This window comes from Microbacterium testaceum (assembly GCF_001476655.1).
Taxonomy (GTDB): Bacteria; Actinomycetota; Actinomycetes; order Actinomycetales; family Microbacteriaceae; genus Microbacterium; species Microbacterium testaceum_C.
Window position 1 is genome coordinate 22585 of the sequence record NZ_LDRT01000041.1, and the last position, 25592, is coordinate 48176.

Annotated in this window: 24 protein-coding genes and 2 tRNA genes; 6 read left to right on the forward strand and 20 right to left on the reverse strand. The window is 70.5% G+C overall.

Features of this window, described 5'->3' with window-relative positions:
* Position 1: 1 nt before the first annotated feature.
* From murA to leuC, 3 genes are all read right to left on the reverse strand, one after another.
* On the reverse strand, positions 2-1375 hold the full coding sequence (murA, locus tag NS220_RS06995) for a UDP-N-acetylglucosamine 1-carboxyvinyltransferase (RefSeq protein ID WP_058595866.1): 1374 nt from the start codon (positions 1373-1375) through the stop codon (positions 2-4).
* A 63-nt stretch (positions 1376-1438) separates the two neighbouring features.
* The gene (gene leuD / locus NS220_RS07000; protein ID WP_058623366.1) at positions 1439-2035 is read right to left on the reverse strand and encodes a 3-isopropylmalate dehydratase small subunit; all 597 of its coding nucleotides are present in this window, start codon (positions 2033-2035) and stop codon (positions 1439-1441) included.
* Between the two features lies 1 nt (position 2036).
* Positions 2037-3509, reverse strand: coding sequence for a 3-isopropylmalate dehydratase large subunit (gene leuC, locus NS220_RS07005; protein WP_058623367.1), 1473 nt, complete (start codon positions 3507-3509; stop codon positions 2037-2039).
* 260 nt (positions 3510-3769) lie between these two features.
* On the opposite strand from leuC, the gene NS220_RS07010 reads away from it, so the two are divergent.
* Both NS220_RS07010 and NS220_RS07015 read left to right on the forward strand, forming a co-directional pair.
* On the forward strand, positions 3770-5080 hold the full coding sequence (locus NS220_RS07010; protein ID WP_058623368.1) for an O-acetylhomoserine aminocarboxypropyltransferase/cysteine synthase family protein: 1311 nt from the start codon (positions 3770-3772) through the stop codon (positions 5078-5080).
* On the forward strand, positions 5077-6390 hold the full coding sequence (locus NS220_RS07015; RefSeq protein WP_058623369.1) for an LLM class flavin-dependent oxidoreductase: 1314 nt from the start codon (positions 5077-5079) through the stop codon (positions 6388-6390). Before NS220_RS07010 ends, NS220_RS07015 begins: the two co-directional genes overlap by 4 nt.
* Positions 6391-6685: 295 nt before the next feature.
* On the opposite strand, the gene NS220_RS07020 is transcribed toward NS220_RS07015, so the two are convergent.
* On the reverse strand, positions 6686-7747 hold the full coding sequence (locus NS220_RS07020; RefSeq protein ID WP_058623370.1) for a TerC family protein: 1062 nt from the start codon (positions 7745-7747) through the stop codon (positions 6686-6688).
* Positions 7748-7924: 177 nt separating this feature from the next.
* Here NS220_RS07020 and NS220_RS07025 point away from each other — a divergent pair, with 177 nt between their 5' ends.
* Together NS220_RS07025 and NS220_RS07030 are read left to right on the forward strand one after the other, a co-directional pair.
* Entirely contained in the window at positions 7925-8479 is a 555-nt protein-coding gene (locus tag NS220_RS07025) for an RNA polymerase sigma factor (protein ID WP_058623371.1), read from the forward strand.
* Positions 8476-9525, forward strand: coding sequence for a DUF4349 domain-containing protein (locus tag NS220_RS07030; RefSeq protein ID WP_058623372.1), 1050 nt, complete (start codon positions 8476-8478; stop codon positions 9523-9525). The genes NS220_RS07025 and NS220_RS07030 overlap by 4 nt, the downstream gene beginning before the upstream one ends.
* Positions 9526-9622: 97 nt before the next feature.
* On the opposite strand, the gene NS220_RS07035 is transcribed toward NS220_RS07030, so the two are convergent.
* Positions 9623-9698: transfer RNA gene (locus NS220_RS07035), tRNA-Glu, on the reverse strand.
* 211 nt (positions 9699-9909) lie between these two features.
* Between NS220_RS07035 and NS220_RS07040 the strand changes: the two genes are divergently transcribed.
* Positions 9910-10548: an MBL fold metallo-hydrolase gene (locus NS220_RS07040; RefSeq protein ID WP_058623373.1), complete on the forward strand. Its 639-nt coding sequence runs from the start codon at positions 9910-9912 to the stop codon at positions 10546-10548.
* A 181-nt stretch (positions 10549-10729) separates the two neighbouring features.
* Here the strand turns inward: NS220_RS07040 and NS220_RS07045 are convergent, their stop codons facing one another.
* The 11 genes from NS220_RS07045 to NS220_RS07095 form a co-directional block, all read right to left on the reverse strand.
* Positions 10730-10999 (reverse strand): HPr family phosphocarrier protein, encoded by a 270-nt coding sequence (locus tag NS220_RS07045; protein ID WP_058623374.1) that lies wholly within the window; start codon positions 10997-10999, stop codon positions 10730-10732.
* Positions 11000-11028: 29 nt separating this feature from the next.
* Positions 11029-13095, reverse strand: a complete 2067-nt coding sequence (locus NS220_RS07050; RefSeq protein ID WP_058623375.1) for a PTS fructose transporter subunit IIABC — start codon at positions 13093-13095, stop codon at positions 11029-11031.
* 19 nt (positions 13096-13114) lie between these two features.
* A complete protein-coding gene (locus tag NS220_RS07055; protein WP_058623376.1) occupies positions 13115-14080 on the reverse strand; it encodes a 1-phosphofructokinase family hexose kinase in 966 nt (321 codons plus the stop codon).
* Positions 14077-14859, reverse strand: coding sequence for a DeoR/GlpR family DNA-binding transcription regulator (locus NS220_RS07060; protein WP_193755299.1), 783 nt, complete (start codon positions 14857-14859; stop codon positions 14077-14079). The genes NS220_RS07055 and NS220_RS07060 overlap by 4 nt, the downstream gene beginning before the upstream one ends.
* Before the next feature lie 206 nt (positions 14860-15065).
* Complete coding sequence (locus tag NS220_RS07065; protein ID WP_058623378.1) at positions 15066-15494, reverse strand: hypothetical protein; 429 nt, start codon at positions 15492-15494, stop codon at positions 15066-15068.
* 139 nt (positions 15495-15633) lie between these two features.
* Positions 15634-16614: an alpha/beta hydrolase family esterase gene (locus NS220_RS07070; RefSeq protein WP_058623379.1), complete on the reverse strand. Its 981-nt coding sequence runs from the start codon at positions 16612-16614 to the stop codon at positions 15634-15636.
* 438 nt (positions 16615-17052) lie between these two features.
* On the reverse strand, positions 17053-17298 hold the full coding sequence (locus NS220_RS07075; protein WP_058623380.1) for a hypothetical protein: 246 nt from the start codon (positions 17296-17298) through the stop codon (positions 17053-17055).
* A 47-nt stretch (positions 17299-17345) separates the two neighbouring features.
* Positions 17346-17606 carry a hypothetical protein gene (locus NS220_RS07080; protein ID WP_058623381.1) on the reverse strand — a complete coding sequence of 87 codons (261 nt, stop codon included), beginning with the start codon at positions 17604-17606 and terminating at the stop codon, positions 17346-17348.
* 103 nt (positions 17607-17709) lie between these two features.
* Positions 17710-17781 (reverse strand) — tRNA-Gln (locus NS220_RS07085).
* 277 nt (positions 17782-18058) lie between these two features.
* Positions 18059-19573: a glutamate--tRNA ligase gene (gltX, locus tag NS220_RS07090; protein ID WP_058623382.1), complete on the reverse strand. Its 1515-nt coding sequence runs from the start codon at positions 19571-19573 to the stop codon at positions 18059-18061.
* Between the two features lie 10 nt (positions 19574-19583).
* Positions 19584-20534, reverse strand: a complete 951-nt coding sequence (locus tag NS220_RS07095) for a LysR family transcriptional regulator (RefSeq protein ID WP_058623383.1) — start codon at positions 20532-20534, stop codon at positions 19584-19586.
* 80 nt (positions 20535-20614) lie between these two features.
* Between NS220_RS07095 and NS220_RS07100 the strand changes: the two genes are divergently transcribed.
* Complete coding sequence (locus NS220_RS07100; RefSeq protein WP_058623384.1) at positions 20615-21703, forward strand: aminotransferase class V-fold PLP-dependent enzyme; 1089 nt, start codon at positions 20615-20617, stop codon at positions 21701-21703.
* 109 nt (positions 21704-21812) lie between these two features.
* Here the strand turns inward: NS220_RS07100 and NS220_RS07105 are convergent, their stop codons facing one another.
* From NS220_RS07105 to NS220_RS07120, 4 genes are all read right to left on the reverse strand, one after another.
* Positions 21813-23069 (reverse strand): MFS transporter, encoded by a 1257-nt coding sequence (locus NS220_RS07105; protein ID WP_058623385.1) that lies wholly within the window; start codon positions 23067-23069, stop codon positions 21813-21815.
* Complete coding sequence (locus tag NS220_RS07110) at positions 23062-23829, reverse strand: fumarylacetoacetate hydrolase family protein (RefSeq protein WP_058623386.1); 768 nt, start codon at positions 23827-23829, stop codon at positions 23062-23064. Before NS220_RS07110 ends, NS220_RS07105 begins: the two co-directional genes overlap by 8 nt.
* A 226-nt stretch (positions 23830-24055) precedes the next feature.
* Entirely contained in the window at positions 24056-25162 is a 1107-nt protein-coding gene (locus NS220_RS07115; protein WP_058623387.1) for a branched-chain amino acid aminotransferase, read from the reverse strand.
* A 54-nt stretch (positions 25163-25216) separates the two neighbouring features.
* Positions 25217-25592 (reverse strand): isocitrate/isopropylmalate family dehydrogenase (locus NS220_RS07120; RefSeq protein ID WP_242864557.1); only part of this gene is annotated, 376 nt, incomplete at its 5' end.

The window sequence follows — 25592 nt, forward strand, 5'->3', positions numbered from 1 at the left end:
GTCAGCCCACGACGGAGAAGTCGGCGTCGAGAGCAGTGAGCTTCTCGAGGAACTTCTCGTAGCCCCGGCGGATGATGCCGATGTTGCGCACGGTCGACTCGCCCTCGGCCGCCAGCGCGGCGATCACGTAGCTGTAGCCGCCGCGGAGGTCGGGGACCTCGACGTCGGCGCCGTGCAGGGGCGTCGGTCCGTTGATGACCGCGGCCTGCTCGAGGTCGCGGCGCGGGACGCGGCGATCCGGGCTCGCGATGCCCTTCGGGTGCACGACGATGTCGGCCCCCATCTTGTTCAACGCGGCGGTGAAGCCCAGGCGGTTCTCGTACACGGTCTCGTGGACGGTCGAGGTGCCCGGCGCCTGGGTGAGCGCGACGATGAGGGGCTGCTGCCAGTCGGTCATGAAGCCCGGGTGCACGTCGGTCTCGACCATGACGGGCTTGAGCGCGTCACCACGACGGAACAGGATGCCGTCCTCGCGCACGTCGAACCAGCCGCCGGCCTTGCGGAAGACGTTGAGGAACGTCAGCATGTCCTGCTGCCGAGCGCCCTTGGCGAAGATCTCGCCGTCGGTGGCAAGGGCCGCGCAGGCCCACGAGGCGGCCTCGTTGCGGTCGAAGATCGCGCGGTGGTCGTAGCCGACGAGCTTGTCGACACCCTCGATGAAGATGACGCGGTTGGGCTCGTACGAGATGATCGCGCCCATCTTCTGCAGGACGGCGATGAGGTCCATGATCTCGGGCTCGATCGCGGCGTTCCGCAGCTCGGTCACGCCTTTGGCGCGCACCGCGGTGAGCAGCACCTGCTCGGTTGCTCCGACGCTCGGGTACGGCAGCGTGATGTTCGCGCCGTGCAGGCCGTTCGGGGCCGTGATGCGGATCCCCTCATAGCTCTTGTCGACCACGGCGCCGAAGGCGCGGAGCGCGTCCATGTGGAAGTTGATCGGACGGTCGCCGATGCGGCATCCGCCCAGGTCGGGGATGAGCGCTTCACCGAGAAGGTGCAGCAGCGGACCGCAGAAGAGGATCGGGATGCGCGAGGCACCCGCGTGGGCGTCGATCTCTTCGAAGTGCGCGGCGACCGCGCCCGAGGGGTCGAGGTGAAGGGTTCCCTCCTCCTCGCCCTCGGTCACGGTGACGCCGTGCACCTCGAGGAGCGAGCGCACGACCTTGACGTCGCTGATCATCGGCACGTCGCGAAGGGTGCTGGTGGTGTCGCCGAGGAGTGCGGCCACCATCGCCTTGGTGACGAGGTTCTTCGCTCCCTTGACCTCGACAGTGCCGCGCAACGGACGACCGCCGCGGATGGTGAGGGTCTCTGCCGCCTCCCAGTCCGGCTGCCCGATGGGGTGCTCTCCGGTGTCGCTGACGAGTGTGCTCATAGGGGGGTGGACCTCACTTCGTGGACGAGGGGCGGCGAATCGACCCGATCGGGTCGATCGGGCTCAGCGGACCGGGAGGGTCCGCGGCCGCCATGCCTCGCGGCGCGCCTCGAACTGCGTGATCTTGTCTTCGTCACGCAGAGTGAGCCCGATGTCGTCGAGCCCTTCGAGAAGCCGCCACCTAGTGTAATCGTCGATCTCGAACGAGACCTGGAGGTCGCCCACCGTGGCGGTCTTCGCGGTGAGGTCCACGGTCATCTCGATGCCCGGGTTCTCCTCGAGGACAGCCCAGATCTGCTCAGCCTCGTCCTCGGTGATCACGCCCGTGACCAGGCCCTGCTTGCCCGAGTTGCCGCGGAAGATGTCGGCGAACTTCGGGCTCAGCACGACGCGGAAGCCGTAGTCGCGCAGAGCCCACACGGCGTGTTCGCGGCTGGATCCGGTGCCGAAGTCGGGACCGGCGACGAGGACGGATGCCGAGCGATAGGCGTCCTGGTTCAGTATGAACTCCGGATCCTGACGCCAGTTGGCGAACAGCGCGTCGTCGAAACCGGTCTTGGTGACCCGCTTGAGGAAGACGGCCGGGATGATCTGATCCGTATCGACCGCGGAACGCTTCAGGGGCGCGGCGACACCGGTGTGCGTCGTGAACTTCTCCATGTCAGGCCTCCGCCCCGGTCGAAACGGTCTCGGGCGCGTTCTGCCCGGGGACGGGGTCCAGGTCTGCCGGGCTCGACAGCGTCCCCCGCACGGCCGTGGCCGCGGCGACCAGCGGCGACACGAGGTGCGTGCGGCCCCCCTTGCCCTGGCGTCCCTCGAAGTTGCGGTTCGAGGTCGACGCGCACCGCTCACCGGGCGCGAGCTGGTCGGGATTCATCCCGAGGCACATCGAGCAACCGGCGAAGCGCCACTCGGCACCGAAGTCGGTGAAGACCTTGTCGAGGCCCTCGGCCTCGGCCTCCAGGCGCACGCGCGCCGATCCGGGGACGACCATCACGCGCACGTTCTCGGCCTTGGTGCGGCCCTGGATGACGGAGGCGAAAGCCCGCAGGTCTTCGATGCGGCTGTTGGTGCACGAGCCCATGAACACGGCGTCCACGGGGATGTCCTTCATCGGGGTGCCGGCTTCGAGGTCCATGTACTCGAGGGCCCGCTCGGCGGCCGCGCGCTCGTTCGCGTCGGCGATGTCGGACGGGGTCGGCACCACGTCCGACAGCGACACGCCCTGACCCGGGTTCGTGCCCCACGTGACGAAGGGCTCGAGCTCAGCGGCATCCAGGAACACCTCGGCGTCGTACACCGCACCCTCGTCGCTCGGCAGCGTGCGCCAGTAGGCGACCGCGTCGTCCCAGTCCTGCCCCTGCGGGGCGTGCGGCTTGTCCTTGACGTAGGCGAAGGTCGTCTCGTCGGGGGCGATCATGCCCGCGCGGGCGCCGGCCTCGATCGACATGTTGCACATCGTCATGCGCCCCTCCATCGAGAGGGAGCGGATCGCCGAACCGCGGAACTCGAGCACGTAGCCCTGACCGCCGTTGGCGCCGATCTTGGCGATGATCGCGAGGATGATGTCTTTCGCCGTGACGCCGGGCTTCAGCTCGCCCTCGACGGTGATCGCCATCGTCTTGAGGGGCTTGAGCGGCAGGGTCTGCGTGGCGAGCACGTGCTCGACCTCGCTCGTGCCGATGCCGAACGCCATCGCGCCGAACGCGCCGTGGGTCGAGGTGTGCGAGTCGCCGCACACGACGGTGATGCCGGGCATGGTCAGACCGAGCTGCGGCCCGACGACGTGGACGATGCCCTGCTCCTTGTCGCCGAGCGAGTGGATGCGCACCCCGAACTCGTCGGCGTTGCGACGGAGGGTCTCGATCTGCGTGCGGCTCGTGAGGTCGGCGATCGGCTTGTCGATGTCGAGGGTGGGGGTGTTGTGATCCTCGGTGGCGATCGTCAGGTCGAGGCGGCGCACCGGGCGCCCCTCTGTGCGCAGGCCGTCGAAGGCCTGGGGGCTGGTGACCTCGTGCACGAGGTGCAGATCGATGTAGATGAGGTCGGGCTGACCGCCTTCGCCCTTGACGACGAGATGGTCGTCCCAGACTTTCTCAGCCAGGGTGCGAGGGTTCTCGGGAATCGTGCTCATGGTTTGCGTTTCTCCTCGGGAGGGGTGTGAGGCCCGCGACGAACTCCGCGACGAGAAAGGCCTAGAACAAGGTCTCGTCGCGGCCGCTAAGGAGGAGGCCGACGATCCGCACCTCGTCACGATACCACCGGGCCTCACCCGTCTCGCCGCGCGGCCCGCGCTCGCGCGCTCTCGCTGGACGTAACACGACGCCGCACATTTCGGTGTCATCCGCCCCCTCGTGCGAGCCTGGCGGGACGCCGCAGGAAGGAGCGTGCCGCATGGCCGCGAACGCAGAGCCCGGATTCTCGACCCGACAGGTCCACGTGGGGACCTCGTCCGCGCCCGCCTCGCCGCGTGCCCTGCCGATCTACCTCACGGCCGGCTTCACGTTCACCGACCTCGACGAGTCCGCCGAGCACTTCGGCACCGGCGCGGGCTTCGGATACACGCGCACGGGGAACCCCACGGTGCACGCCGTCGAGGATCGCCTCGCGTCCCTCGAGGGCGGAGACCAGGCCGTCCTCGTCTCCAGCGGTCAGGCCGCGGTCACCGTCGCCCTCCTCGCGCTCGCCGGCGCGGGCGATCACGTCGTCGTCTCCGAGCACATCTACGAGGGCACCCGCGGGCTCCTTCTCGACAACCTCGCGCGGCTCGGCGTCGAGACGACGTTCGTCGACACCTCCGACCTCGACGCGTGGCGGGATGCCATCACCCCGCGCACGAAGGCGCTGTTCGCCGAGACCCTCTCCAACGCCCGGAACGACGTGCTCGACATCGCAGCCGTCTCCGCGATCGGCCGGGAACGCGGCATCCCCCTGGTGGTCGACAGCACGTTCACGACCCCGTACCTCCTTCGTCCGATCGAGCACGGAGCGGCGATCGTCGTGCACTCCGCGAGCAAGTTCCTCGCCGGTCAGGGCGCGGTTCTCGGCGGCGTGATCGTCGACGACGGACGCTTCGACGCCGCGGCATCCGGGCACCTCTTCCCGCACCTCGTGCACGCGGACCGCCTCGGCGGGGCCAGCTACGCCGAGAAGCACGGCACCCGCGCCCGCGGCGCGTACATCCGCGAGAGCGTGGCTCCACGTTTCGGACCGACACCCTCGCCGCTCAACGCGTTCCTGATCGGCCAGGGCATCGAGACGCTGAGTCTGCGTGTCGAGCGCCAGTCGCAGAACGCCCTCGCGGTCGCGCAGTGGCTCGAGGACCGTCCCGAGGTCGAGCGCGTCGACCACGTCGGACTCGCCTCTCACCCGCACCACGCACTCGGTGCGCGTTACCTTCCTCGCGGGACCGGCTCGGTGTTCACCGTGACATTGCGTGGCGGCCTCGAGGCGGCACGGCACGTCGTGCAGTCCGTGAAGCTCGTCACCCACATGACGCACCTCGGCGACGTGCGCTCGCTCGTCCTACACCCGCAGAGCACCTCGCATTCGGCTCGCACGGTCGAGGAGCGCGAGCGTGCGGGCGTCTTCCCCGGCACGATCCGCCTGTCGATCGGCATCGAAGACATCGATGACCTCCTCGCCGACCTCGAGCAGGCGCTCGTCGGAGTGCCCGTCGCCGAGCGCGAGACGGTCGTGCTGTGAGCCGCCTGCAGCACTTCGGCTGGTTCCTCGCACGGGGCTTCGGCCCGCACGGCTGGGGTCACCCGTACCTCCGCTGGAACCACCGCTGGACGGAACCGGGGCTGTACCAGGACTCGGCACGGACCCTCGAGCAGGCCGGCTTCGACCTCCTCATCATCGAGGACGCCCCCTCCCTCGGAAGCGCCGAGACCATCGACCTGCGGGTGCGCCACGCCTTCGGCGGCCCCAAGCACGACCCGCTGCTGCTCGCCCCTTATCTGTTCGCGGCGACGCAGCACCTCGGGGTCGTGCCCACGGTGAACCCTGCGGCGTACCTGCCCTACACCGCGGCGCGACAGTTCGCGACGCTGCAGCACCTCAGCGGACACCGCCTGGGTCTGAATGTCGTCACCGACACCGGCAGCGCGCGGCACTTCTCCACGGCTCCCCAGCTCGGGCACGACGCGGCCTACGACCGCGCCGAGGAGTGGCTCGACGGCATCCGACAGCTCTGGCGGAGCTGGGGCGAGGGGGCACTCGTCGTCGACGAGGAGTCGGGCGTGTACGCCGACGGATCGAAGCTGGATGCCGTCCGCCACCGCGGCGAGCATTTCGGCTTCGACGGGCCCCTGAACGCCGTGCCGTTCACCGACGGCGAGCCGGCGATCGTCTCCCCGGGCGGCTCGGGACGCGGACTGTCGTTCGCCGGCCACAACTCCGACGTGCAGCTCGCGCTGGCTCCCCTCGACGAGACGAGCATCCGCGCCTATCGCGGACGCATCCACGCCGCAGCCGAAGCCGCGGGACGCACCGCGGCCGACATCAAGATCCTCTTCGCGATCCAGCCCGTGCTCGTCTCGTCGCCGGAAGAGGCCGACCGTCTGGTCGCGGCATCCGCGGATCCGTCCGACGAGGCCCTCGTCGCGATCGCGCGCAAGCAGTCGAGCGATCTCGAGACCGACCTGACCGGGCTCGACCTCGACGAGCCCCTCGACCGCTCGATCTTCGGCGAGCACGTGTCGGAGGGCAGCATCAAGAGGCTCGTCGGAAAGCACGACGACGACGCTCCTCTGCGCACGCTGCTGGCCGCCCACGCGCGCCTCGGACGACTGAACGACGGCTCGGGCTTCGTGGGCACGGCCGACGAGTTCGCCGACCGCATCGAGGAGCTGGGCACCTGGGGCAACGACGGCGTGCTGCTGTGGGGAGACCTGCATCCGGTCACCGTGCACCGCGTGCTCGACGATCTGGTGCCGATCCTGCGGCGGCGCGGCATCCTGCGCGAGGAGTACGTCGGCGGCGGGCTCCAGGCCAACCTCCGCGCGTTCTAGGTTTCGGGCCGGCGGCGACCCCTCGTCCCACTTATGGCCGGTTAGCGAGCACTCGACCGGCCAGAAGTGGGACACGCACCGCCAGAAGTGGGACAAGGGGCCGGCACCGCCTCGTCCCCTCCCTGGCGGGCCCGCAGGCGTTCTCGACTGCGGATGCCGCCCGCCCGGCCGAGCCCCCGTGTCCCACTTATGGCCGGTCGGCGCCCTCCCGACAGCCAGATGTGGGACACCTACCCCCCAGAAGTGGGACGAGCGGGAGACGCCCTCCGCGCGCAGCGCCGACGCCGCGCGCGGGTCAGTCGCGCTCGGGGCGCTCCACCGTCGAGGGGGTGCCCTTCTCGTCGGCGACGTCGGCGGCGGCATCCTGACGCCCCTCCGCCGCCGGCTCGCGACGCGCGGCGATCAGGCTCGCGACGGTGGCCACGGCCATCGACACGACGATCACCGCGAGCGACACCCAGGTCGAGATCTCGGGCGCCCACTCGATGGGCTCCCCGCCGTTGAGGAACGGCAGCTCGTTGACGTGCATCGCGTGCAGGATGAGCTTGACGCCGATGAAGGCGAGAATGAACGCGATGCCGTAGTGCAGGTACTTCAAGCGGTCGAGCAGGTCGCCGAGCAGGAAGTACAGCTGGCGCAGCCCCATGAGGGCGAACAGGTTCGCGGTGAAGACGATGAACGGGCTCTGCGTGATACCGAAGATCGCGGGGATCGAGTCGATCGCGAAAAGCAGGTCGGTCACCCCGATGGCCACGAACACGATGATCATCGGCGTGAAGAGCTTCTTGCCGTTGACGCGGGTGATGACTTTCTTGCCGTCGTAGGAGTCGCTCATCGGCAGCACGCGGCGCAGCGTCCGCACGATGAGGTTCTCCTTCTGCGCGTCATCGTCGTCGTCGCCCGGGAAGGCCTGTCGGATCGCCGTGTAGACCAGGAACAGTCCGAACAGGTAGAAGATCGGGCTGAAGTTCTCGATGATCGTCGCGCCGACCAGGATGAACGCTCCGCGCAGGACGAGGGCGATGATGATGCCCACCATCAGGACCTCCTGCTGATACCGGCGCGGCACCGCGAACTGTCCCATGATCAGCACGAAGACGAACAGATTGTCGACCGAGAGGCTGTACTCCGTCAGCCATCCGGCGACGAACTGCCCCGCGACCTCTCCCCCGGCGACGATCCACAACACGCCCGCGAAGATGAGCGCGAGCGTGACGTAGAACACGACCCAGAGGGTCGATTCCTTGGCGGCGGGGATGTGCGGACGCTTGAGGATGATCAGCAGATCCGCGACCAGGATCAGCACGAGCACCACGAGCGTGATCGTCTGGAAGAGCGGGTCCAGCTGCAGCTCCATCGCGGGCCTTTCTCGGGGGGAAACGCTCGAGTTTATCGGCCGTCCCCCGCGCGGCGGGCGGCTTGTGCACGTAGTGCTCATTGCGCGCGTACTTGCGTGAGACGATCGCGCGCGACGAGACACCTCTCAATGAGAGAGTGCTCGCACCGGCGACCGCCGGCAGGACGAACGGATGCCATGGCTGACGACGAGATCGACGACAGGGTCCTCGTGGCACGCGCCGCCGCGGGGTCGGAGATGGCTTTCCGGACGCTGTATCGCGCGTACGTGCGCCCCGTGTACTGGACGGCGCTCGGGTTTGTCGGCAACCCGGCCGACGCCGACGACGTCGTCCAGGACACCTTCGTCGTGGCATGGCGGAAGCTGCCGCGGATGACGCTCGAGGGCACGTCGTTGCTGCCCTGGCTGGCGACGATCTGCCGACTGCAGGCGGCCAACCGCCTGCGGGCGCGAGCGCGACACGGAGCCCACGACGAGCTCGACACCGAGATGCCCGCGCGCATCGACGTCGAACGCGAGGTCGTGGAGGCCGAGATGGTGCGCGCCATCCTCGCGGAGATCCACGGCCTCGGTGAACTCGACCGGGAGATCTTCCGGTTGTGCGCCGCCGAGGGCTACGCCTACCAGGCTGCGGCCGAGCGACTCGGCGTCACCCACGGCACCGTGCGCAATCGCCTCTCCCGCATCCGCACCCGGGTGCGCGCCACCGCGATGGAGACGGAGACCCCATGACCACGCCATCCCTCCCCCCTCTCGACGACGACCGCATCGACGCGATGGAGACCCGCATCTTCGCCCGCATCGACGACGTCACCCGGTCCGATCGACGGCGACGGCGCGCCCGGATCGGCGGATGGACCGCAGCGGCGGCCAGCGTCGTGCTCATCGCGGCGATCGTCGGCCCGGCGGTCCTGAACGGTGGGAGCCGTGCCCTGTTCGAGCAGTCCGCCGCAGGCGGCGGCGACCTCACCGAGCAGTACTCGGGCAGCGCGGACAGCCTCCCCGCCGCCCCGTCCCTCGACGGCGCGCGGACCGAGACGGCTCCCGGCGGCGGGACCACCACCACTCGCGAGATCATCGCCAACGGGTCCGCCACCGTGGAGGCGGACGACGTCGACGCCGCCGTCTCGCGGATCTCGGATGCCGCGACCTCGGCCGGCGGCTATGTCGAGTCCTCGCAGGTCGGGGGCTCCTCCGGTGCCGTGCCGCTCGACGGTGCTCGGGAGGGCACGAACGGCGACCGGTCGACGGCGTGGGTCACGGTCCGCGTCCCCGCCGACACGCTCGCCGAGGTGATGGACGGGCTTTCCGCCGTCGGCACCGTCACCGCCTCGAGCGTGTCGAGGAGCGACGTCACCGACCAAGCGGTGGACCTCCGGGCGCGCGTCGCCGCCGGCGAGGCATCCGTGGCCCGTCTGACCGAACTGATGTCGCAGGCGGCGTCGGTGTCCGACCTCATCACGGCGGAGTCTGCGCTGGCAGAGCGGCAGGCGCAGCTCGACGCCGATCGTCAGCAGCTGACCCTGCTGGAGACCCAGGTCGCGATGTCGTCGCTGTCGGTCCAGGTCTTCCCCTCGAGCTCGACCGTGTCCGCCGACCCCGCGGGATTCGGAGACGGACTGCTGGCCGGCTGGAACGGCCTCGTCGCGGCGCTCAACGGCGTCGTGATCGGGCTGGGTTTCCTCCTGCCGTGGCTCGCGGTGGCCGCGGTGGTCTGTGCTGTCGTCTGGGCGGTGCGGCGGGTGGTTCGCCGGCGTCGCGAGGCCCACGAGGGGTGACCTGTCCGGGCGGTGCGGCGTCTCCGGCGACGCCCGGGCCACCCGCCCCGCGCACAGCAAAAAGGCCCCGACCATTCGGTCGGAGCCTTTTCGCTGTTGGTGACCCCAGCGGGATTCGAACCCGCGTTACCGCCGTGAGAGGGCGGCGTACTAGGCCGCTATACGATGGGGCCGCGTCGCAACCGTTCAAGTATGCACCACAAAAACACGCATGCAAAATCGGGGCGGGATCGCCGCAGATCTCGGGCGTGTCCGGCCACGGTACCGCCATCGCGGAACAGAGGGAAGAGCACGCCGAGTATCCCCAGACGGGCATATCTACTCCCCCGCGATCCCGCACGCCAGTGGTTGCCGCACCCTCGGGCGAAGAGTTGACTTTCGGGTATGCGAGTAACCAAGCACGAACATGCCACCCTCGTCCTGGCCGAGTCGGGACATTCGCTCGTCATCGACCCGGGGAGCTTCACCTCGCCGATCGAGAGCCTCGATGCTCTGGTGGGCATCGTCCTCACGCACGAGCACGCCGACCACTGGACCCCGGATCACCTCACCCGTTTGCTCGACGTGCACCCCGGCACGCCGATCTACGGGCCCGAGGGTGTCCAGCGCGCCGCCGCGGGGTTCGACGTCACCGTCGTGCATCCGGGAGACACGCTCGACCTGGACCCCTTCCACCTCGAGTTCTTCGGTGGGGAGCACGCCGTCATCCACGAATCCCTCCCGGTCGTCGACAACGTCGGCGTCCTGGTGAACGACGCGCTGTACTACCCCGGGGACTCCTACACCGTGCCCCGGCACAAGAAGGTCGCACTGCTCGCGGCTCCCGTGGGCGCCCCCTGGTTGAAGATCGGTGACGCGATCGACTTCGTCCTCGACGTCAAGCCGGCTCGCGTCTTCGCAACACACGACATGACCCTGTCCGCCGCCGGGAAGCAGATGGGCGACGCGCGACTCACCTGGGCCGCCGAACAGAACGGCGGATCGTTCGTCGACCTGAAGCCCGGCGACACGACGGAGGTGTGAGGGCCGCGGGCGGGCCGAACTCCTGAACATCGGCCGCGGAGGCCGGGCATCGCGGGGTGTCCGCGAAGGCGCGGTCCGTTGCTCCGGAGTTCTGCCCGAGCCCGCGCACGTCCCGCGCACAGAAACACCAGATGCCACGACCCCTGGGGCCGTGGCATCCGGTGTTCTGCGGAGCGCAGTGTTACTGCGCGTCGAGATCGGTCTCGAGAAGAGCGACGAGCTCGTCGAGCGCCTGCTCGGCACCCTCACCTTCGGCCTTGAGCGTCACGACGGTGCCGTGACCGGCGCCCAGGCCCATGAGCGAGAGGATGCTGCCGGCGTTGAGGTCGGGGCCGCCCTGGGCCGCGATCGTGACGGGGACCTTCTTCTCCTGCACGGCCTGCACGAAGAGCTTCGCGGGGCGGGCGTGGAGGCCCGAGGCGCTGGCGATGGTGGCCTGACGTTCTGCCATGGTGAATCCTTCCGATTCGACGGGGGTGTTTACGCGGCGACCGTGGCCACGGGAGCGGCCTCGGTGACGGCGGCGTCCTTGGTGCTCCGGCCGATGCCCTTGAGGGCGACGACGATCAGCGCCGTCACGACCGTACCCACAATGATCGCGAGGGGGAAACCCCACACCGGGTTGATCGCGAACAGCACGAAGATGCCGCCGTGCGGAGCGTACGACTGCACGCCGATCAGCATGCTGAGTCCACCGGTGATCGCACCGCCCACCATCGACGCGGGGATGACGCGCAGCGGGTCCGCCGCGGCGAACGGGATGGCACCTTCGGAGATGAAGGAGGCGCCCAGCAGCCACGCGGCGGCACCGTTCTCGCGCTCGACCGGGGTGAACTTGCCGCGGGCGAGGATCGTCGAGGCGAGGGCCATCGCCAGCGGCGGGACCATACCGGCGGCCATGACCGCAGCCATGATCAGGTACGGAGCGGTGTTGGTCTGGCTCGCCGCGGCGAGGCCCGTGGTGGCGAAGACGTAGGCGACCTTGTTGACCGGTCCGCCGAGGTCGAAGCACATCATGAGACCGAGGATGACGCCGAGGACGATCGCGCCGGCACCGCTGGAGGCGAGGCCCGTGAGGCCCTCGGTGAGCGCCGCCATGAGGGCCGCGATCGGGCGGCCGAGGAACAGGATCATGAGCCCCGACGCGAAGATCGAGCCGAGGAAGGGCACGATCACCACCGGCATGAGACCGCGCAACCAGCGCGGGGCGTCGAAGCGACCGAGCCACCAGGCGATGAAACCGGCGAGCAGACCGCCGATGATGCCGCCGATGAAGCCGGCGTTCATGAGCACCGCGACGGCACCGGCGACGAAGCCGGGCGCGATGCCGGGGCGGTCGGCGATCGCGTAGGCGATGAAGCCCGCGAGCACGGCGACGATGAAGCCCATCGACGTCGCACCGATCATGAAGGCGACCGAGCCGAGGTACTGGCCGATCGGGCCGAGCGGCGAGGTCAGGTTCTCGGTGGGGAGGTCCCACAGCGAGTTCTGGATGATGATGTTCGCGGCATCCTTGGTGACCTGGTAGCCGCCGAGCAGGAAGCCGAGCGCGATCAGCAGACCGCCACCGGCGACGAACGGGATCATGTAGCTCACACCGGTGAGCAGCCAGCGCTGGATGCGACGGCCGACCGACTGCTGCACCACGGGGGCGTCCGAGGCGGATGCCGCCGCGGCACCGCCCTGCACGCGGGCGGCGTTCGGGTTCTCGCTGGCGGCGAGGGCCTCGGCGATGAGCTGCTTCGGCTGCTCGATGCCGCGCTTGACGCCGGCGCGCACGACGGGCTTGCCCGCGAAGCGCTGCGGCTCGCGCACGTCGACGTCGACCGCGAAGATCACGGCGTCGGCGTCGTCGATCACGCTCTGCGGGAGGGCCTTGTAGCCGCTCGACCCCTGCGGCTCGACGATGAGGTCGACGCCCTCGGTCTCGGCCCCGGCGGCGGTGAGCGCGTCGGCGGCCATGAAGGTGTGGGCGATGCCGGTCGCGCACGCGGTGACGGCGACGATCTTCTTCGTCTTCGTGGCGGTGGCGGTGCGCGCCTCGGCGCGGGTGGCGGCCGGGGCCTCGGCAGCGGCGGTCGAAGCGGGCGCGGGCGCCGGGGAGACGGCATCCGTGATGATGCGCACCGCGTCGGCGGGGGTCGAGGCCGCGCGCAGGCCCGACATGAACTGATCGTTCATCAGGCTGCGGGCCAGCTGCGACAGCACCGCGAGGTGGGCCTCATCGGCACCCGCGGGGGCGGCGATGAGGAACACGATGTCGGCGGGACCGTCGGGAGCGCCGAAGTCGACGCCCGGGGTGAGGCGGGCGAAGGCGAGGGTCGGCTCGGTCACCGACGCGCTGCGCGCGTGCGGGATGCCGATGCCGCCGGGCAGGCCGGTCTCGTCCTTCTGTTCGCGGGCCCACGCGTCGTCGAAGAGTTCCTGGGCGCTCGTCGCGCGGCCCTGCGCGACGACGCGCTCGGCGAGGGCGCGGATCACCGACTGCTTGTCGGTGCCCAGGGGCGCGTCGAGGGTGACGAGCTCCGGAGTGATGATGTCGGACATTGTCAGTGACCTTTCGTGGTCAGGATGTTGCGAGTGGGGTGGCGAAGGCGGAAACGGCGATCGGGCCCGGGGGCAGATCGGCCGGAGTGGGGGCTTGCGTCCCCGGCAGGGTCGCGGCAGCGGCACCGTAGGCGATGCTGCGCGCGAGGCGGTCGGGGGCCGAGGCCCCGTCGAGATCGGCCAGCAGGTAGCCGGCGAGCGAGCTGTCGCCCGCCCCGACCGTGCTGGCGACCTGGATCTTGGGGGCGCGTCCGCGCCAGGCGCCGTCGGCCGAGAAGAGCAACGCGCCGTCGGCTCCCAGGGTGACGAGGGCGGATGCCACACGCTCGGGTACGAGGCTTCGCGCACGCCGCGCGGCCTCGACGAGAACATCCGCGTCGGCGGCAGCGTCTTCGCCGACGAGTTCGGCGAGCTCTTCGTGGTTCGGCTTGATGAGGTCCGGGTGCGCGGTCTCGACGACGGCTGCGAGAGCGGGCCCGGAGGCATCCACCGCGATGCGCGGGGACGCGCTCCCCCATCGCGTGCGAACGGCGACGATGATGTCGGCGTAGAACGACGCGGGGACCCCGGGCGGAAGGGAGCCCGCCAGGACGAGCCAGGTCGCCCCTTCCGCCGCGGCGACGACCCCCTCGACGAGGGCGTCGGCCTCAGCCGTCGAGAGCTCGGCGCCGGGGAGGTTGAGCTTGGTGGTCTCGCCCGCGGGGTCGGTGATCGTGAGGTTCGCCCGAGCCCGCCCCGCCACCTCGACGGTGTCGAGCGCGATGCCGGTGTCTTCCAGCAGCATGCGGTAGGGGTCGTGGGCATTGACCGGCACGACGGCGCGGGCCGAAGCTCCCGCCGCGGTGACGACACGGGCGACGTTGACGCCCTTGCCGCCGGCGTCCTCGCGCGACGAGAGCGCGCGCTGCACCTCCCCCGGGGCGAGCGCCTCCGCCAGCACGACAGCGCGGTCGGCGGAAGGGTTGGCGGTCAGGGTGATGATCATGCGACACGTACCTCCACGTCGGCGTCGGCAAGGGCCTCGGCCAAGGGTGCGGACGGTGACGCGTCCGTGACGAGAACGTCGATCTCATCGAGACGGGCGAAGCTCACGAGCAGTTCCTCTCCGAATTTGGCCGCGTCGGCGACGAGCACGACCCGACGCGCGGACTGGATGATGGCGGTCTTGACCGCAGCTTCCTCGGGGTCGGGGGTGCTCAGCCCGAAACCCGCGCTGAGACCGTTCGTCCCGACGAAGGCGATGTCGGGGCGCAGCTGCCCGATCGCGCGCACCGTGTGGGCGCCGACCGCCGCGGCAGTGACCCCGCGCACACGTCCGCCGATCGTGGTGAGCGAGAGACGCTCCTCCCCCGCGAGCAGGTGGGCCGCCTCGAGCGAGTGCGTGACGACCTCGACGCCCGTGCCCGCGCTGAGCGCGCCCGGGAGAACCGCCGCAACCGCAGCCGCCGTCGTTCCCGCGTCCACGAAGATCGACCCGCGGAAGGAAGACCCCAGCACCGCGAGGGCGCCGGCGGCGATGGCGCGCTTCGCGTCTCCCTGTCGCTCACGACGCTCGGTGAGCGTCGACTCGGCCGTGCTGGCTCGATCGATGCCGACCGCGCCGCCATGGACGCGGCGGAGCGAACCGACCGTCTCGAGCCGGTCGAGGTCACGACGGACGGTCTCCGTGGTCACGTCGAAGCGACGGGCCAGATCGACGACGCTGACGCGTCCGACCTCGCGCAGTTCGCGCTCGATGAGCTGCTGGCGCTCCATTGCGTACACGGAAATCTCCTTCGAAGATTCCCACACGATACAACACGAAACCACACACAGCAATACGAATGCCACACGATGTCGGCCCACGCCTGAGCGACCCCGCGGATGACTGTGGCGCGGCGATTCCGGTCCACGGACCGCCGGCACCCGGAAGCCCCGGGGGCGTGACGGGGGCGGGCGTCACGACCCGACGCGGGACAGCGCCTCCCGGGTCAGGGAGCCACGACCGAGATGCGGAAGGTGATCTCCTTGCCGTCCGGGCCCGTGAGGGTTGCGTCGGTGGTGCCGGTCGCGCGCGCGATGTAACCGGGGTGGAAGGTCGCGCCCTCGGACGCCCCGCCCGCGGAGAACTCGGCAACGGTGCGGTCGGCGGTCGTTCCCGTCCATTCCGCGTCCGTCCCGTCGGGCGCGGCGATCACGAGCGACGTGCCGACGATCACCGTCACATCCCGCCCGTCGAGGTCGCCCGGTGACACGAGGGTGGGCGGGAGAGCTTGCGTGCTCGCCGACGGTCCGGGCTTCACCGACGACGACGAGCCGGTATCCCCTCCGTTGGACGACGAATCCGCCGTGGCCGTGCACCCGGCCAGGAAGAGAGTCGCCGCGACGGCCCCCGCCACGATGAACGACGAACGCTTCACGTCAGACCTCCTCGGCCGCGACGACTCGCGGCACTGTTGTCCCGGATGCTACCCCGCGCACCTCTCCCTCACCCGAAACGAGCGGGCGGTGGCGAGCGACGTTCTCGCTCCGCCAGACGGTCCCGCGAACGGGCGACCGTCAAGCGAGCGGGTGGTCGGCGAAGAAGGAGAGGACGAGCGAGGTCGCAGAGATCGTCTGCGTGGTCACGCCGGGGCCGCTCGGAGCGACCGCGCCGGGCCACGTGTGGCCCCCGCCGTTGATGCGGTACGCGATCAGGGCGCCGCGGCCCTGGCATCCGGTCCAGGTGTCCCGATCGACGTCGGTGCCCAGCTCGGTGCGCGTCGGGGTCGCGACGCAGCCGTTTCGCCGCGCCTCCCTGGTCAGCCAGGTCGAGACCGATGCGAGAGGGGTTCCGTTGCGGTCGCCGCCCTCGAAGGCCGTGATGGGGTCGGCCGTGCCGTGGAACTCGAGCAGAGGCACGGGGTCGGCCGTGGGGCAGCCCGGGTTGTACGCGGGGTACACCGCGCCAGCGACGACCGCGAAGGCCGCGATGCGATGCGGGAGCGCGCACGACAGGAGCGCGACGAACCCTCCCCCGTTCGAGATCCCGACCGCCGACACGCGATTGCTGTCGACGCAGTAGCGACTCGAGAGCGTATCGATGAGCGCCGAGACGAAGGCCACGTCGTCGGCACCCGAGGAATACGGAGCGCCCTGCCAACCGTCTTTCGGCGAGACTCCCGCCGCCTTCGGGTACGCCACGAGCGACCCGCTGCCGTCGAGATCGCCGAGGTTCTCGAGCGCGCTCTGTGACATTCCGTGGCCATGGAAGGCGAGGATGACGGGGGCCGGCTTCGTGGCGTCGTAGCCCCCGGGAAGACGCAGAAGGTAGCTGCGGCTCTGTCCGTCGACGGTGATCGTGCCGGCTGTGGTCGCGCCGACGGGGGCGGGCGGGGTGGAACCGCACCCGGATGACGAGACAGCCGCGGGAGCGCTCGACGTGACGCTCGCGCTCGGTGTCGGCGACGGCGGGAAGGTCGGGGGCGTCGAGGGGGACGCGCAGCCGGCGAGTGCGATGCCGAGAACCAGAAGGAGAGTGGTCAGGGAACGGGCGCGCACGCTTTCACCCTAAGACGAGGTGCCGAGCACGCCCGAACCGCCTCACCCGCCCGGGGAAGGCGCGGATGCGTCGGCGGGAGGAAGGAACGATGCGGTGTGCGATCAGGGCGCCGCGGCCCTGGCATCCGCCCCACTGCTCCTCGAGCACGTCCGAGCCGACCGGAGCTCGCGTCGGTGACTCCGCACACCCCCGCGCTGCGCTTGCTCGGTGGCGGGTGCCACAGAGCCGGCGGATAGCTGACCACCGGGGGTGCGTGATCCGGATGCCGAGACCTGTGAGCCCGCTCCGACGGCACCGCTGCACCCCGCGAGAGCGAGGCAGACGAGCACAAAGGCGGTAGCGACGACCCGGCGAGCACGGCGTGATACTGCGCGGCGCACCGTCCGCGGGCATCTGGACTCACCCGAGGGCTCATCCTGCGCCTGGGAGCAGCGGCGTCAGCTCTCTGCGGACGCCACGGGATCCGCCGCGGAGGACTCTTCGGCTGCCGGAGGCACCACCTCATCGAGGGAGATGGTGATCGACGACAGGGAGGTCTCCCCCACCCCCAGAAGATCGGCCGAAGCGGCATTCACGGGTTCGTCGTCGGGGAGCACCTCCGCCCGACTGCGGGGCCGGACGGGCTCACCGGGGAGTCCCGCCCACTCACTCGGTTCCTCCGGACGCTGCACGAAGAGTCCCATGGACCCATTCTGGCGCGTCAGCTGGGCGCGGGCTCCGAAGAAACGCGTCAGCGCGCGAAAACGTCCTCCAGCGAGATCCGTCCCGCCGCGTCGACAGACACGCGACCCGTCGCGGACATCCCGTCGACGGCCGCGGGGGTCGGCGCCTCGTCGACCCACCACGAGAGCGCCATCGCGCACGCCCCGAAACCGGCAGCCGCACAGATGACGAGGACCACCGAGAGGGTGATCCAGGTTGCGAGGCGCTCTCGACGCGCGCGACGCTCGCCCGGTGAGGGGCGACGGGGAGGGGTCGTGGTCGCCGTCATGGCCCCTGCCTATCAGCGTCTCTTGTCGGACGCCAGGCGCGGACGGCAAAGCAAAAGCCCCGGCTCTTCGCACTTCGTGCGGTGACCGGGGCTTTTCGTCTTGCTGGGGTACCTGGACTCGAACCAAGAACAACGGAACCAGAAACCGCCGTGTTGCCAATTACACCATACCCCAAGGCGGTGAGCCGTAACTCGTGCCGAGGATCAAGCTTACGTGACGCGGGGCCCTTCGCCAAACCGAGGCCGGCCCGCGCGCGTCGCGAGGCAGGCCCGCGCGCGTCGCGAGGCCGGGCCGCGCGCGTCGCGAGGCCGGGCCGCGCGCGTCGCGAGGGCGCTCGGGTAGCTCGCGAGAACGCGCAGAAACGCGAGAACCTCGCAGGATCCACCGGGGAATCTGCGAGGTTCTCGCCGTTCTGCGCGTGTCGGGCGCCGCACGCTTGGGCGGCCCGGGCTCAGCCGAGGTGCCGGACCAAGGCGTCGAGGCGCCGCAGTGTCTCGGGCTTGCCGAGGAGTTCCATCGACTCGAACAGGGGCGGCGAGACCCGCCGGCCCGTGAGTGCGACGCGCGGCGGGCCGTACGCGACGCGCGGCTTGAGGCCGAGCTCGTCGACCAGCGCCTTCGACAGGGCTTCCTGCACCGCGGCGGCGGTGAACTCCGTCTCGGGAACGAGTTCGAGAGCCCCGACCGACGCGACGAGCACCTCACCCGCATTGGCCGGAAGACCTTTCAGCGCATCCTCGGCGTAGTCGACGTCGGAGACGAAGAGGAACCCGAGCATGCCCGGCACCTCACCGAGCAACTGCACGCGCTCCTGCACGAGGGGAGCTGCGGCGGCGATGATCTCGCGGTGATCCGGCGAGGGCTCCTCGGCGACGTACCCCGCACCCGCGAGGTAGGGCACGATGCGCGCGGCGAAATCGTCGGCATCCAGCATCCGGATGTGGTCGCCGTTGATCGCCTCGGCCTTCTTCTGGTCGAAGCGCGCGGGGTTCGGGTTGACGTCGGCGATGTCGAACGCGGCGATCATCTCCTCGAGCGAGAAGACGTCGCGGTCGCTCGCGAGCGACCACCCGAGGAGGGAGAGGTAGTTGAGCAGACCCTCGTGGATGAAGCCCTTCTCGCGCTGCAGGAAGAGGTCGGCCTGCGGGTCGCGCTTCGACAGCTTCTTGTTGCCCGTCTCGCCGAGCACCAGCGGCATGTGACCGAAGCGCGGGATGAAGGTCGTGACCCCGGCATCCACGAGCGCGGAGTACAGCGCGAGCTGGCGCGCCGTCGACGGCATCAGGTCCTCACCGCGGATGACGTGGGTGATGCCCATGAGGGCGTCGTCGACCGGGTTCACGAAGGGGTAGAGGGGCACTCCCCCGGCACGAACGAGCACGAAGTCGGGGAACGACCCGGCCGGGAAGGTGACCTCGCCGCGGATGAGGTCGACGTAGCTCAGATCGTGGTCGGGCACGCGCAGGCGCCACGCGGGCTGACGGCCCTCGGCGCGGAAGGCGGCCTTCTGCTCCTCGGTGAGGTCGCGATCGAAGTTGTCGTAGCCGAGCTGCTTGGCGCGGCCGTTGGCCTCGTTGCGGGCGTCGATCTCTTCGGCGGTCGAGTAGCTCTCGTACACGGCCCCCGCGGCGACGAGCTTGTCGAGCACCTCGCGGTAGATCTCGTGTCGCTGCGACTGGCGGTAGGGAGCGTGCGGGCCACCGACCTCGACACCCTCGTCCCAGTCGATGTTCATCCACCGCAGCGCGTCGAGGAGCTGCTGGTAGCTCTCCTCGCTGTCGCGCGCGGCGTCGGTGTCTTCGATGCGGAAGACGAGCTTTCCGCCGTTGTGCCGGGCGTAGGCCCAGTTGAACAGGACGGTGCGGATGAGACCCACGTGCGGCAGACCCGTCGGAGACGGGCAGAAGCGGACGCGAACGTCGGCGCCGGAGGCGGTCGTGGTGCGGGGATCGGGCGTGGCAGACATCCCCTCGATCCTACCGGCGGGCGCTGCCGGGCCGATGGTCGCCCAACACCTCCGCCACGACCTCGAGGGCCGCGCCGACCGCGGGGACGCTCTCCGCGCCGCGGGCGGTGACGACGTGCAGCGTGCGCGCTTCGGCGGCCGGGAGGCGCGGCGCGGCGATGCCGGCCGGAAGGGGCAGGGATGCCACGGCCATGCGCGGCAGGATCGCCATGCCCACGCCGAGCGCGACGAGGTTCTCGACCGCGATGTAGTTGTCGGTCTCGAAGGCGATGTCGGGGACGAAACCGGCGCGCCCGCACGCCTCGAGCAGGTGGCCGCGGCACTGCGGGCAGCCGGCGATCCACCGCTCCCCCGCGAGTTGGGACAGGTCGATCGGATCGTCGGATGCCGCCGGGTGCTCGGCCGGGACGACCACGACGGTGTCGTCGTCGGCGAGGTGCCGCACCGACAGACCGGCGGCCGCCGAGGTGAGCTGTTCGCGCCGGTCGCCCGGGTAGCTGTAGATGAGGGCGATGTCGGCGCGATCCTCTCGCACGGCGGCGATCGCCTCGGGAGGTTCGGCCTCGACGAAGCTGATCGAGACGCCGGGACGGCGCGCGGTGACGGCGGCGATGACGCGCGGGACCACGGTCGACGATGCGGAGGGGAACGCGGCGATGCGGACGCGCCCCGCGCGCAGTCCCCGCAGTTCGGCGAGGTCGCCCGCGGCGGCGTCGAGGGCGGTGGTCACGGTCGCCGCGTGACGGGCGAGCACCCGGCCCGCCTCGGTCAGCCGGATGCCGCGCCCGACGCGCTCGACGAGCGGCAGTCCCGCACGCTGCTCGAGGCGGCGCACCTGCTGACTGACGGCGGGCTGGCTGTATCCGAGAGCGCGGGCCGCACCCGTGATCGACCCGGTGTCGGCGATGGCCTTGACCACGCGCAGTCCGTGGGCGTCGAGACCGTCTTCTCCCTCGCTCATGCGGATACATAACCAGATCAGATGCATTTCATGCAACACCTGCTCTAGTGCAATGAGCGACCACGCGGGAGCCTGGATCCATGAGCAGCCTCGCTTCGCACTTCGCCGGCGGCCGTGACTACCTCGCCGCCTGCACCCTCGGTCTGCCGTCGCGCGAGACCGTGCGCGCCGTCCGCGCCGACCTGGACGCCGCGGCATCCGGTCGTCCCGATGTCGTCGCGGCGTCGCAGGCAGTCGAGAAGGCCCGCGCCGCGTACGCGCGGCTGGTCAGCTCCCCGGTCGGCGACGTCGCGATCGGGTCGCAGACCTCGGTGCAGGTCGCGCTCATCGCCGCCTCGGTCCCCGACGGCGCGGAGGTGCTGTGCGCCGAGGGCGACTTCTCCTCCCTCGTCGCGCCCTTCGCGCGCGCGGGTCGCGGCATCCGCCTGCGCACCGCGCCCCTCGACGACCTCGCCGCCGCGATCACGCCCGGCACGTGGCTCGTCGCGTTCTCGCTCGTGCAGTCCGCGACCGGGGAGGTGGCGGATGCCGCGGGCATCGCCGCCGCCGCGGCGCGCGCGGGCACGCGCACGCTGTGCGACCTGACCCAGGCGGCGGGGTGGCTGCCGGTGGACGCGACGATGTTCGACGCGACCGTCTGCCACGCCTACAAGTGGCTGTGCTGCCCGCGCGGGGTGTCCTTCCTCACGCTCACCCCCGACTTCGCCGACGAGATCCGCCCCGTCCAGGCCGGCTGGTACAGCGGCGACGACCCGTGGTCGTCGTGCTACGGCACCGGCGGCGACCTCGCCCCCGACGCGCGACGCTTCGACGTCTCGCCCGCGTGGCAGGCCTTCGTCGGGGCGGCGCCCGCTCTCGAGATGTTCGCGCAGGCCGACATCACCTCGACCTACGTGCACGCGACGAGCCTCGCCGCGCGGTTCCGCGACGGACTCGGACTGCCCCATCCGTCTCGCCCCTCGGCGATCGTCACGTGGCCGGATGCCACGGGCGAAGCGCTCGCCCAGCTCACCGCACACGGCATCACGGCATCCGGGCGCGCGGGTCGGGCGCGTGTGGCGTTCCACGTCTTCAACGACGAGCTCGACGTCGACCGGGCGCTGCACGCGCTCGGCGTGCGCGGGGGCGACGACCTGTCGGCCTTCGACGGACTGGTCTACGCGATCTGACTTTCCCTCCTCCGCGTGAGAGCCGCAGCCATCTGACGCCTGCCGTCTGTGCTCGCGCTCAGGGAGGCGATACGGCACGTCTCGCGAGCGAGCGGGGCCCTGCCGATCGCTACGGGAGAGCGGGAGCAACGGAGAAGCGTCGGGCGAGGATCGCGGCCCCGCACACGGCGGCGACGGACACCAGTGCCCACAGCGCCAGACCCGCATAGCCCGACAGCCCGAGGATGATCCCGGCCAACACCGACCCCACCGCCGCGCACGCGGTCATCAGGGTGTCACTGCGTCCCTGGCGGCGCGGGCGCAGCGCGAGGGGTGTCGCCTCGGTGAGCAGGGCCGACCCGGCGACGGTCGCGGCACTCCACCCGAGACCGAGCAGCACGAGCGCCACGAGGACGCCGATCTGCGCGTCGGCGAACACGGCGGCCGTGACGAGGGAGGCCGCCAGCAGCGCCTGACCGAGCAGGATGACGGGGATGCGCCCCCAGCGATCGGCGAGCACGCCGAACACCGGCGACAGCCCGTACATCCCGAACACGTGCAGCGCGATCGTGACCCCGACGGCCAGGGTCACGGCATCCGGAGCGACGATGTGCGACAGGTGCACCGGGGTCATCGCCATGACCGACGCCATGGTCACGTGGGAGGCGGCCACCGCGAGCATCGCGAACCGCGCGAGCGCGGGACGGTCGGGCTGCGGCGCGACCGGCGCGGATGCCGCGCTCTCGCGGTCGAGACGCTGGGCCAGCAGCAGCGGGTCGGGCCGCAGGACGAGCGCGTAGAGCGCGTACGCCACGGCCTGAGCCGCGAAGGAGAACAGGTAGGCACCGGTCAGCCGCGGCATGCCGATGCTCGCTCCGAGCAGTTCGCCGGGCGCGAGCAGCAAGGGGCCGACCACCCCGCCGACCGTGGTCGCCCACACGACGGTCGCGAGGTCGCGTCCGCGCCGGGTCGCGGGGGCGAGGTCGGTCGCGGCGAAACGGGATTGAAGGGTTCCCGCGTTGCCGGCGCCGATGAGGGCGATCCCCACGAGCAGGAGCGGGAACGCGCGCGTCGCCGCGGCCGTGATGACGACCGCGATGCCGGCGAGGGCGGCGAGGTTGCCCGTCGTGAGGGCGAATCGCCGACCGCGGCGGCCGGCCAGGCGCGCGAGAGGGATCGCCGTCAGCGCCGCTCCCAGCGTGACCGACGCGGTGGCGAAGCCGGACAGCGCCTCCTGCCCCGAGAGGTCGGCCGCCAGCAGGGCGCCGAGCGACAGCGTCGCCCCGAACGCGACGCCGGTGAGCACCTGCCCCGCGGCGAGTACGCGCACGGTGCGCCTCTGAGTCGCGACGAGATCGACGCCCGCCGGCGCGGCGATCTCAGGCATCGCGCGCGGTGTTGCGCAGCACCCCGATGCCGTCGATCTCGACCTCGACCACATCGCCCGCGGAGAACGAGCCGATACCCGCCGGCGTGCCGGTGAGGATCAGATCGCCGGGCAGCAGCGTGAAGACCGCGCTGGCGTAGGCGACGAGCGTGGGGATGTCGTGGATCATGTCCGACACCGGACCGTCCTGCCGGACCTCGCCGTTGACGCGGGTCACGATGCGAGCGGATGCCACGTCGAGGTCGGTCTCGATCACCGGCCCGACGGGGCAGAACGTGTCGAACCCCTTGGCGCGCGACCACTGCCCGTCGGTGCGCTGGAGGTCGCGCGCGGTGACGTCGTTCGCGACGGTGTACCCGAAGATGTACTCCCCCGCGCGCTCGGCGGGGACGTTCTTCGCGATGCGCCCGATCACCACGGCGAGCTCGCCCTCGTAGTCGGTCTGCGAGCTCAGGCGCGTGGGGCGGACGATGACGTCGTTCGGACCGATGACCGAGGTGTTGGGCTTGAGGAACATCAGAGGCTCCTCGGGAGCCTCGCCGCCCATCTCGGCCGCGTGATCGTGGTAGTTCTTGCCGATGCAGACGACCTTGGAGCGCGGGATGACCGGCGCGAGAAGGGCCGCGTCGGCGAGGGGGATGCGCTCACCGGTCGTGTCGAACCCGGCGAACATGGGGTCGCCCTTGAGAACGACGAGGTGGTCGTCGTCGACGATGCCGTAACGAAGGGCGTCCTGGTGGCTGAATCGAGCGATCTTCACCCGGCCAGCCTATCCGCGGGGTGCGACGCAGCGACGGCACCGCCCAGACCCCCGCCGATAAACGCCGTCCATGGTGAGAAACGCGGTCTCACAGCGTTTCTCAGCCGGGACAGCGTTTATCGCCCCTGCTGGCGGCACGCGCGGGAGGCGACCGCCGCCGCCACGACGCACCCGCGAACCACGGAGGGGCCCCGGCATCCGGGAGCCCCTCCTGTCGCGACGCGGGTCAGGCGTCGAGGCGGTACAGCCAACCGTGCTTGTCTTCGGCGCGACCGTACTGGATGTTCGTGAGCTCCTCGCGCAGTTCGAGCGCGAGGGTGCCCGAGGGCTGCTCGTCGATGAAGTCGCGCCCCTTCAGCGTGCCGATGGGGGTGACGACGGCCGCCGTGCCGCACGCGAAGACCTCGACGATGTCTCCGGATGCCACTCCCTCGCGCCACTCGGTCAGCGAGACGTTGCGCCCCTCGACGTGGTGGCCGCGGTCGCGGGCGAGCTGCAGCAGGGAGTCGCGCGTGATGCCCTCGAGGATCGAGTCGGACTGCGGGGTGACGATGGTGCCGTCCTTGTAGACGAACACGACGTTCATGCCGCCGAGCTCCTCGACGTTGCGGTCCTGGTCGAGGAAGACGACCTGGTCGCACTCGTTCTCGTACGCCTCGGACTGGGGCAGCAGGCTTGCGGCGTAGTTGCCGCCGGTCTTCGCCGCACCCGTGCCGCCCTTGCCGGCACGCGAGTAGTCCTCGCTGAGCCAGATCGAGACCGGCTGCACGCCGCCCTTGAAGTAGGCGCCGGCGGGGCTGGCGATGAGGTAGTAGGCGACCTTGTGGGCCGGGCGGACCCCGAGGAAGGCCTCTTTCGCGAACATGAAGGGACGCAGGTACAGGCTCTGGTCTTCGCCCGAGGGCACCCAGGCGCCGTCGACGGCGATGAGTTCTTTCAGCGACTGCAGGAAGTAGGGAACAGGCAGTTCGGGCAGCGCGAGACGGCGGGCGGAGCGCTGCAGACGGCGGCCGTTCTGATCGGGCCGGAAGGTGTGCACCGAACCGTCGGCGTGACGGTAGGCCTTGATGCCCTCGAAGATCTCCTGCCCGTAGTGCAGGACGGCCGCGGCCGGGTCGAGCGAGATCGGGCCGTACGGCGAGACGCGCGGGCGGTGCCAGCCGCCGCGGACCGACCAGCAGATGTCGACCATGTGGTCGGTGAAGCTCTGCCCGAAGCCGGGGCTGGCGAGGATGGCGTCGCGCTCGGCGGCGCTCTTGGCCGCGAGGTTGCGGGTGACGGCGAACTCGAGCGGGTCGAGTCCGGTGTCGGGGTCGGTGTCGATCGTGGTCATCTGTGATCCAAAACTCTTCGTGTGCCGGGGGCGGTACGGGCCGATCGGTCCAGGTTACGCCTGGACCCGTGCGGCGATCGCGTCGCCGATCTGAGCGGTCGTGCGCGACCCCTCACGCGTCGCGATGTCGTCTTCGACCGCGCGGGTGACGCGGGCGGATTCGTCGGCGAGCCCGAGGTGGTCGAGCAGGAGGGCGACGGAGAGGATCGCGGCCGTGGGGTCGGCCTTCTGGCTTCCCGCGATGTCGGGCGCCGATCCGTGCACGGGCTCGAACATCGAGGGGAACGCGCCGTCGGGGTTGATGTTGCCCGAAGCGGCGAGGCCGATGCCACCGGTGACGGCGCCGGCCAGGTCGGTCAGGATGTCGCCGAAGAGGTTGTCGGTGACGATCACGTCGAAGCGACCCGGGTTCGTGACCAGGAAGATGGTT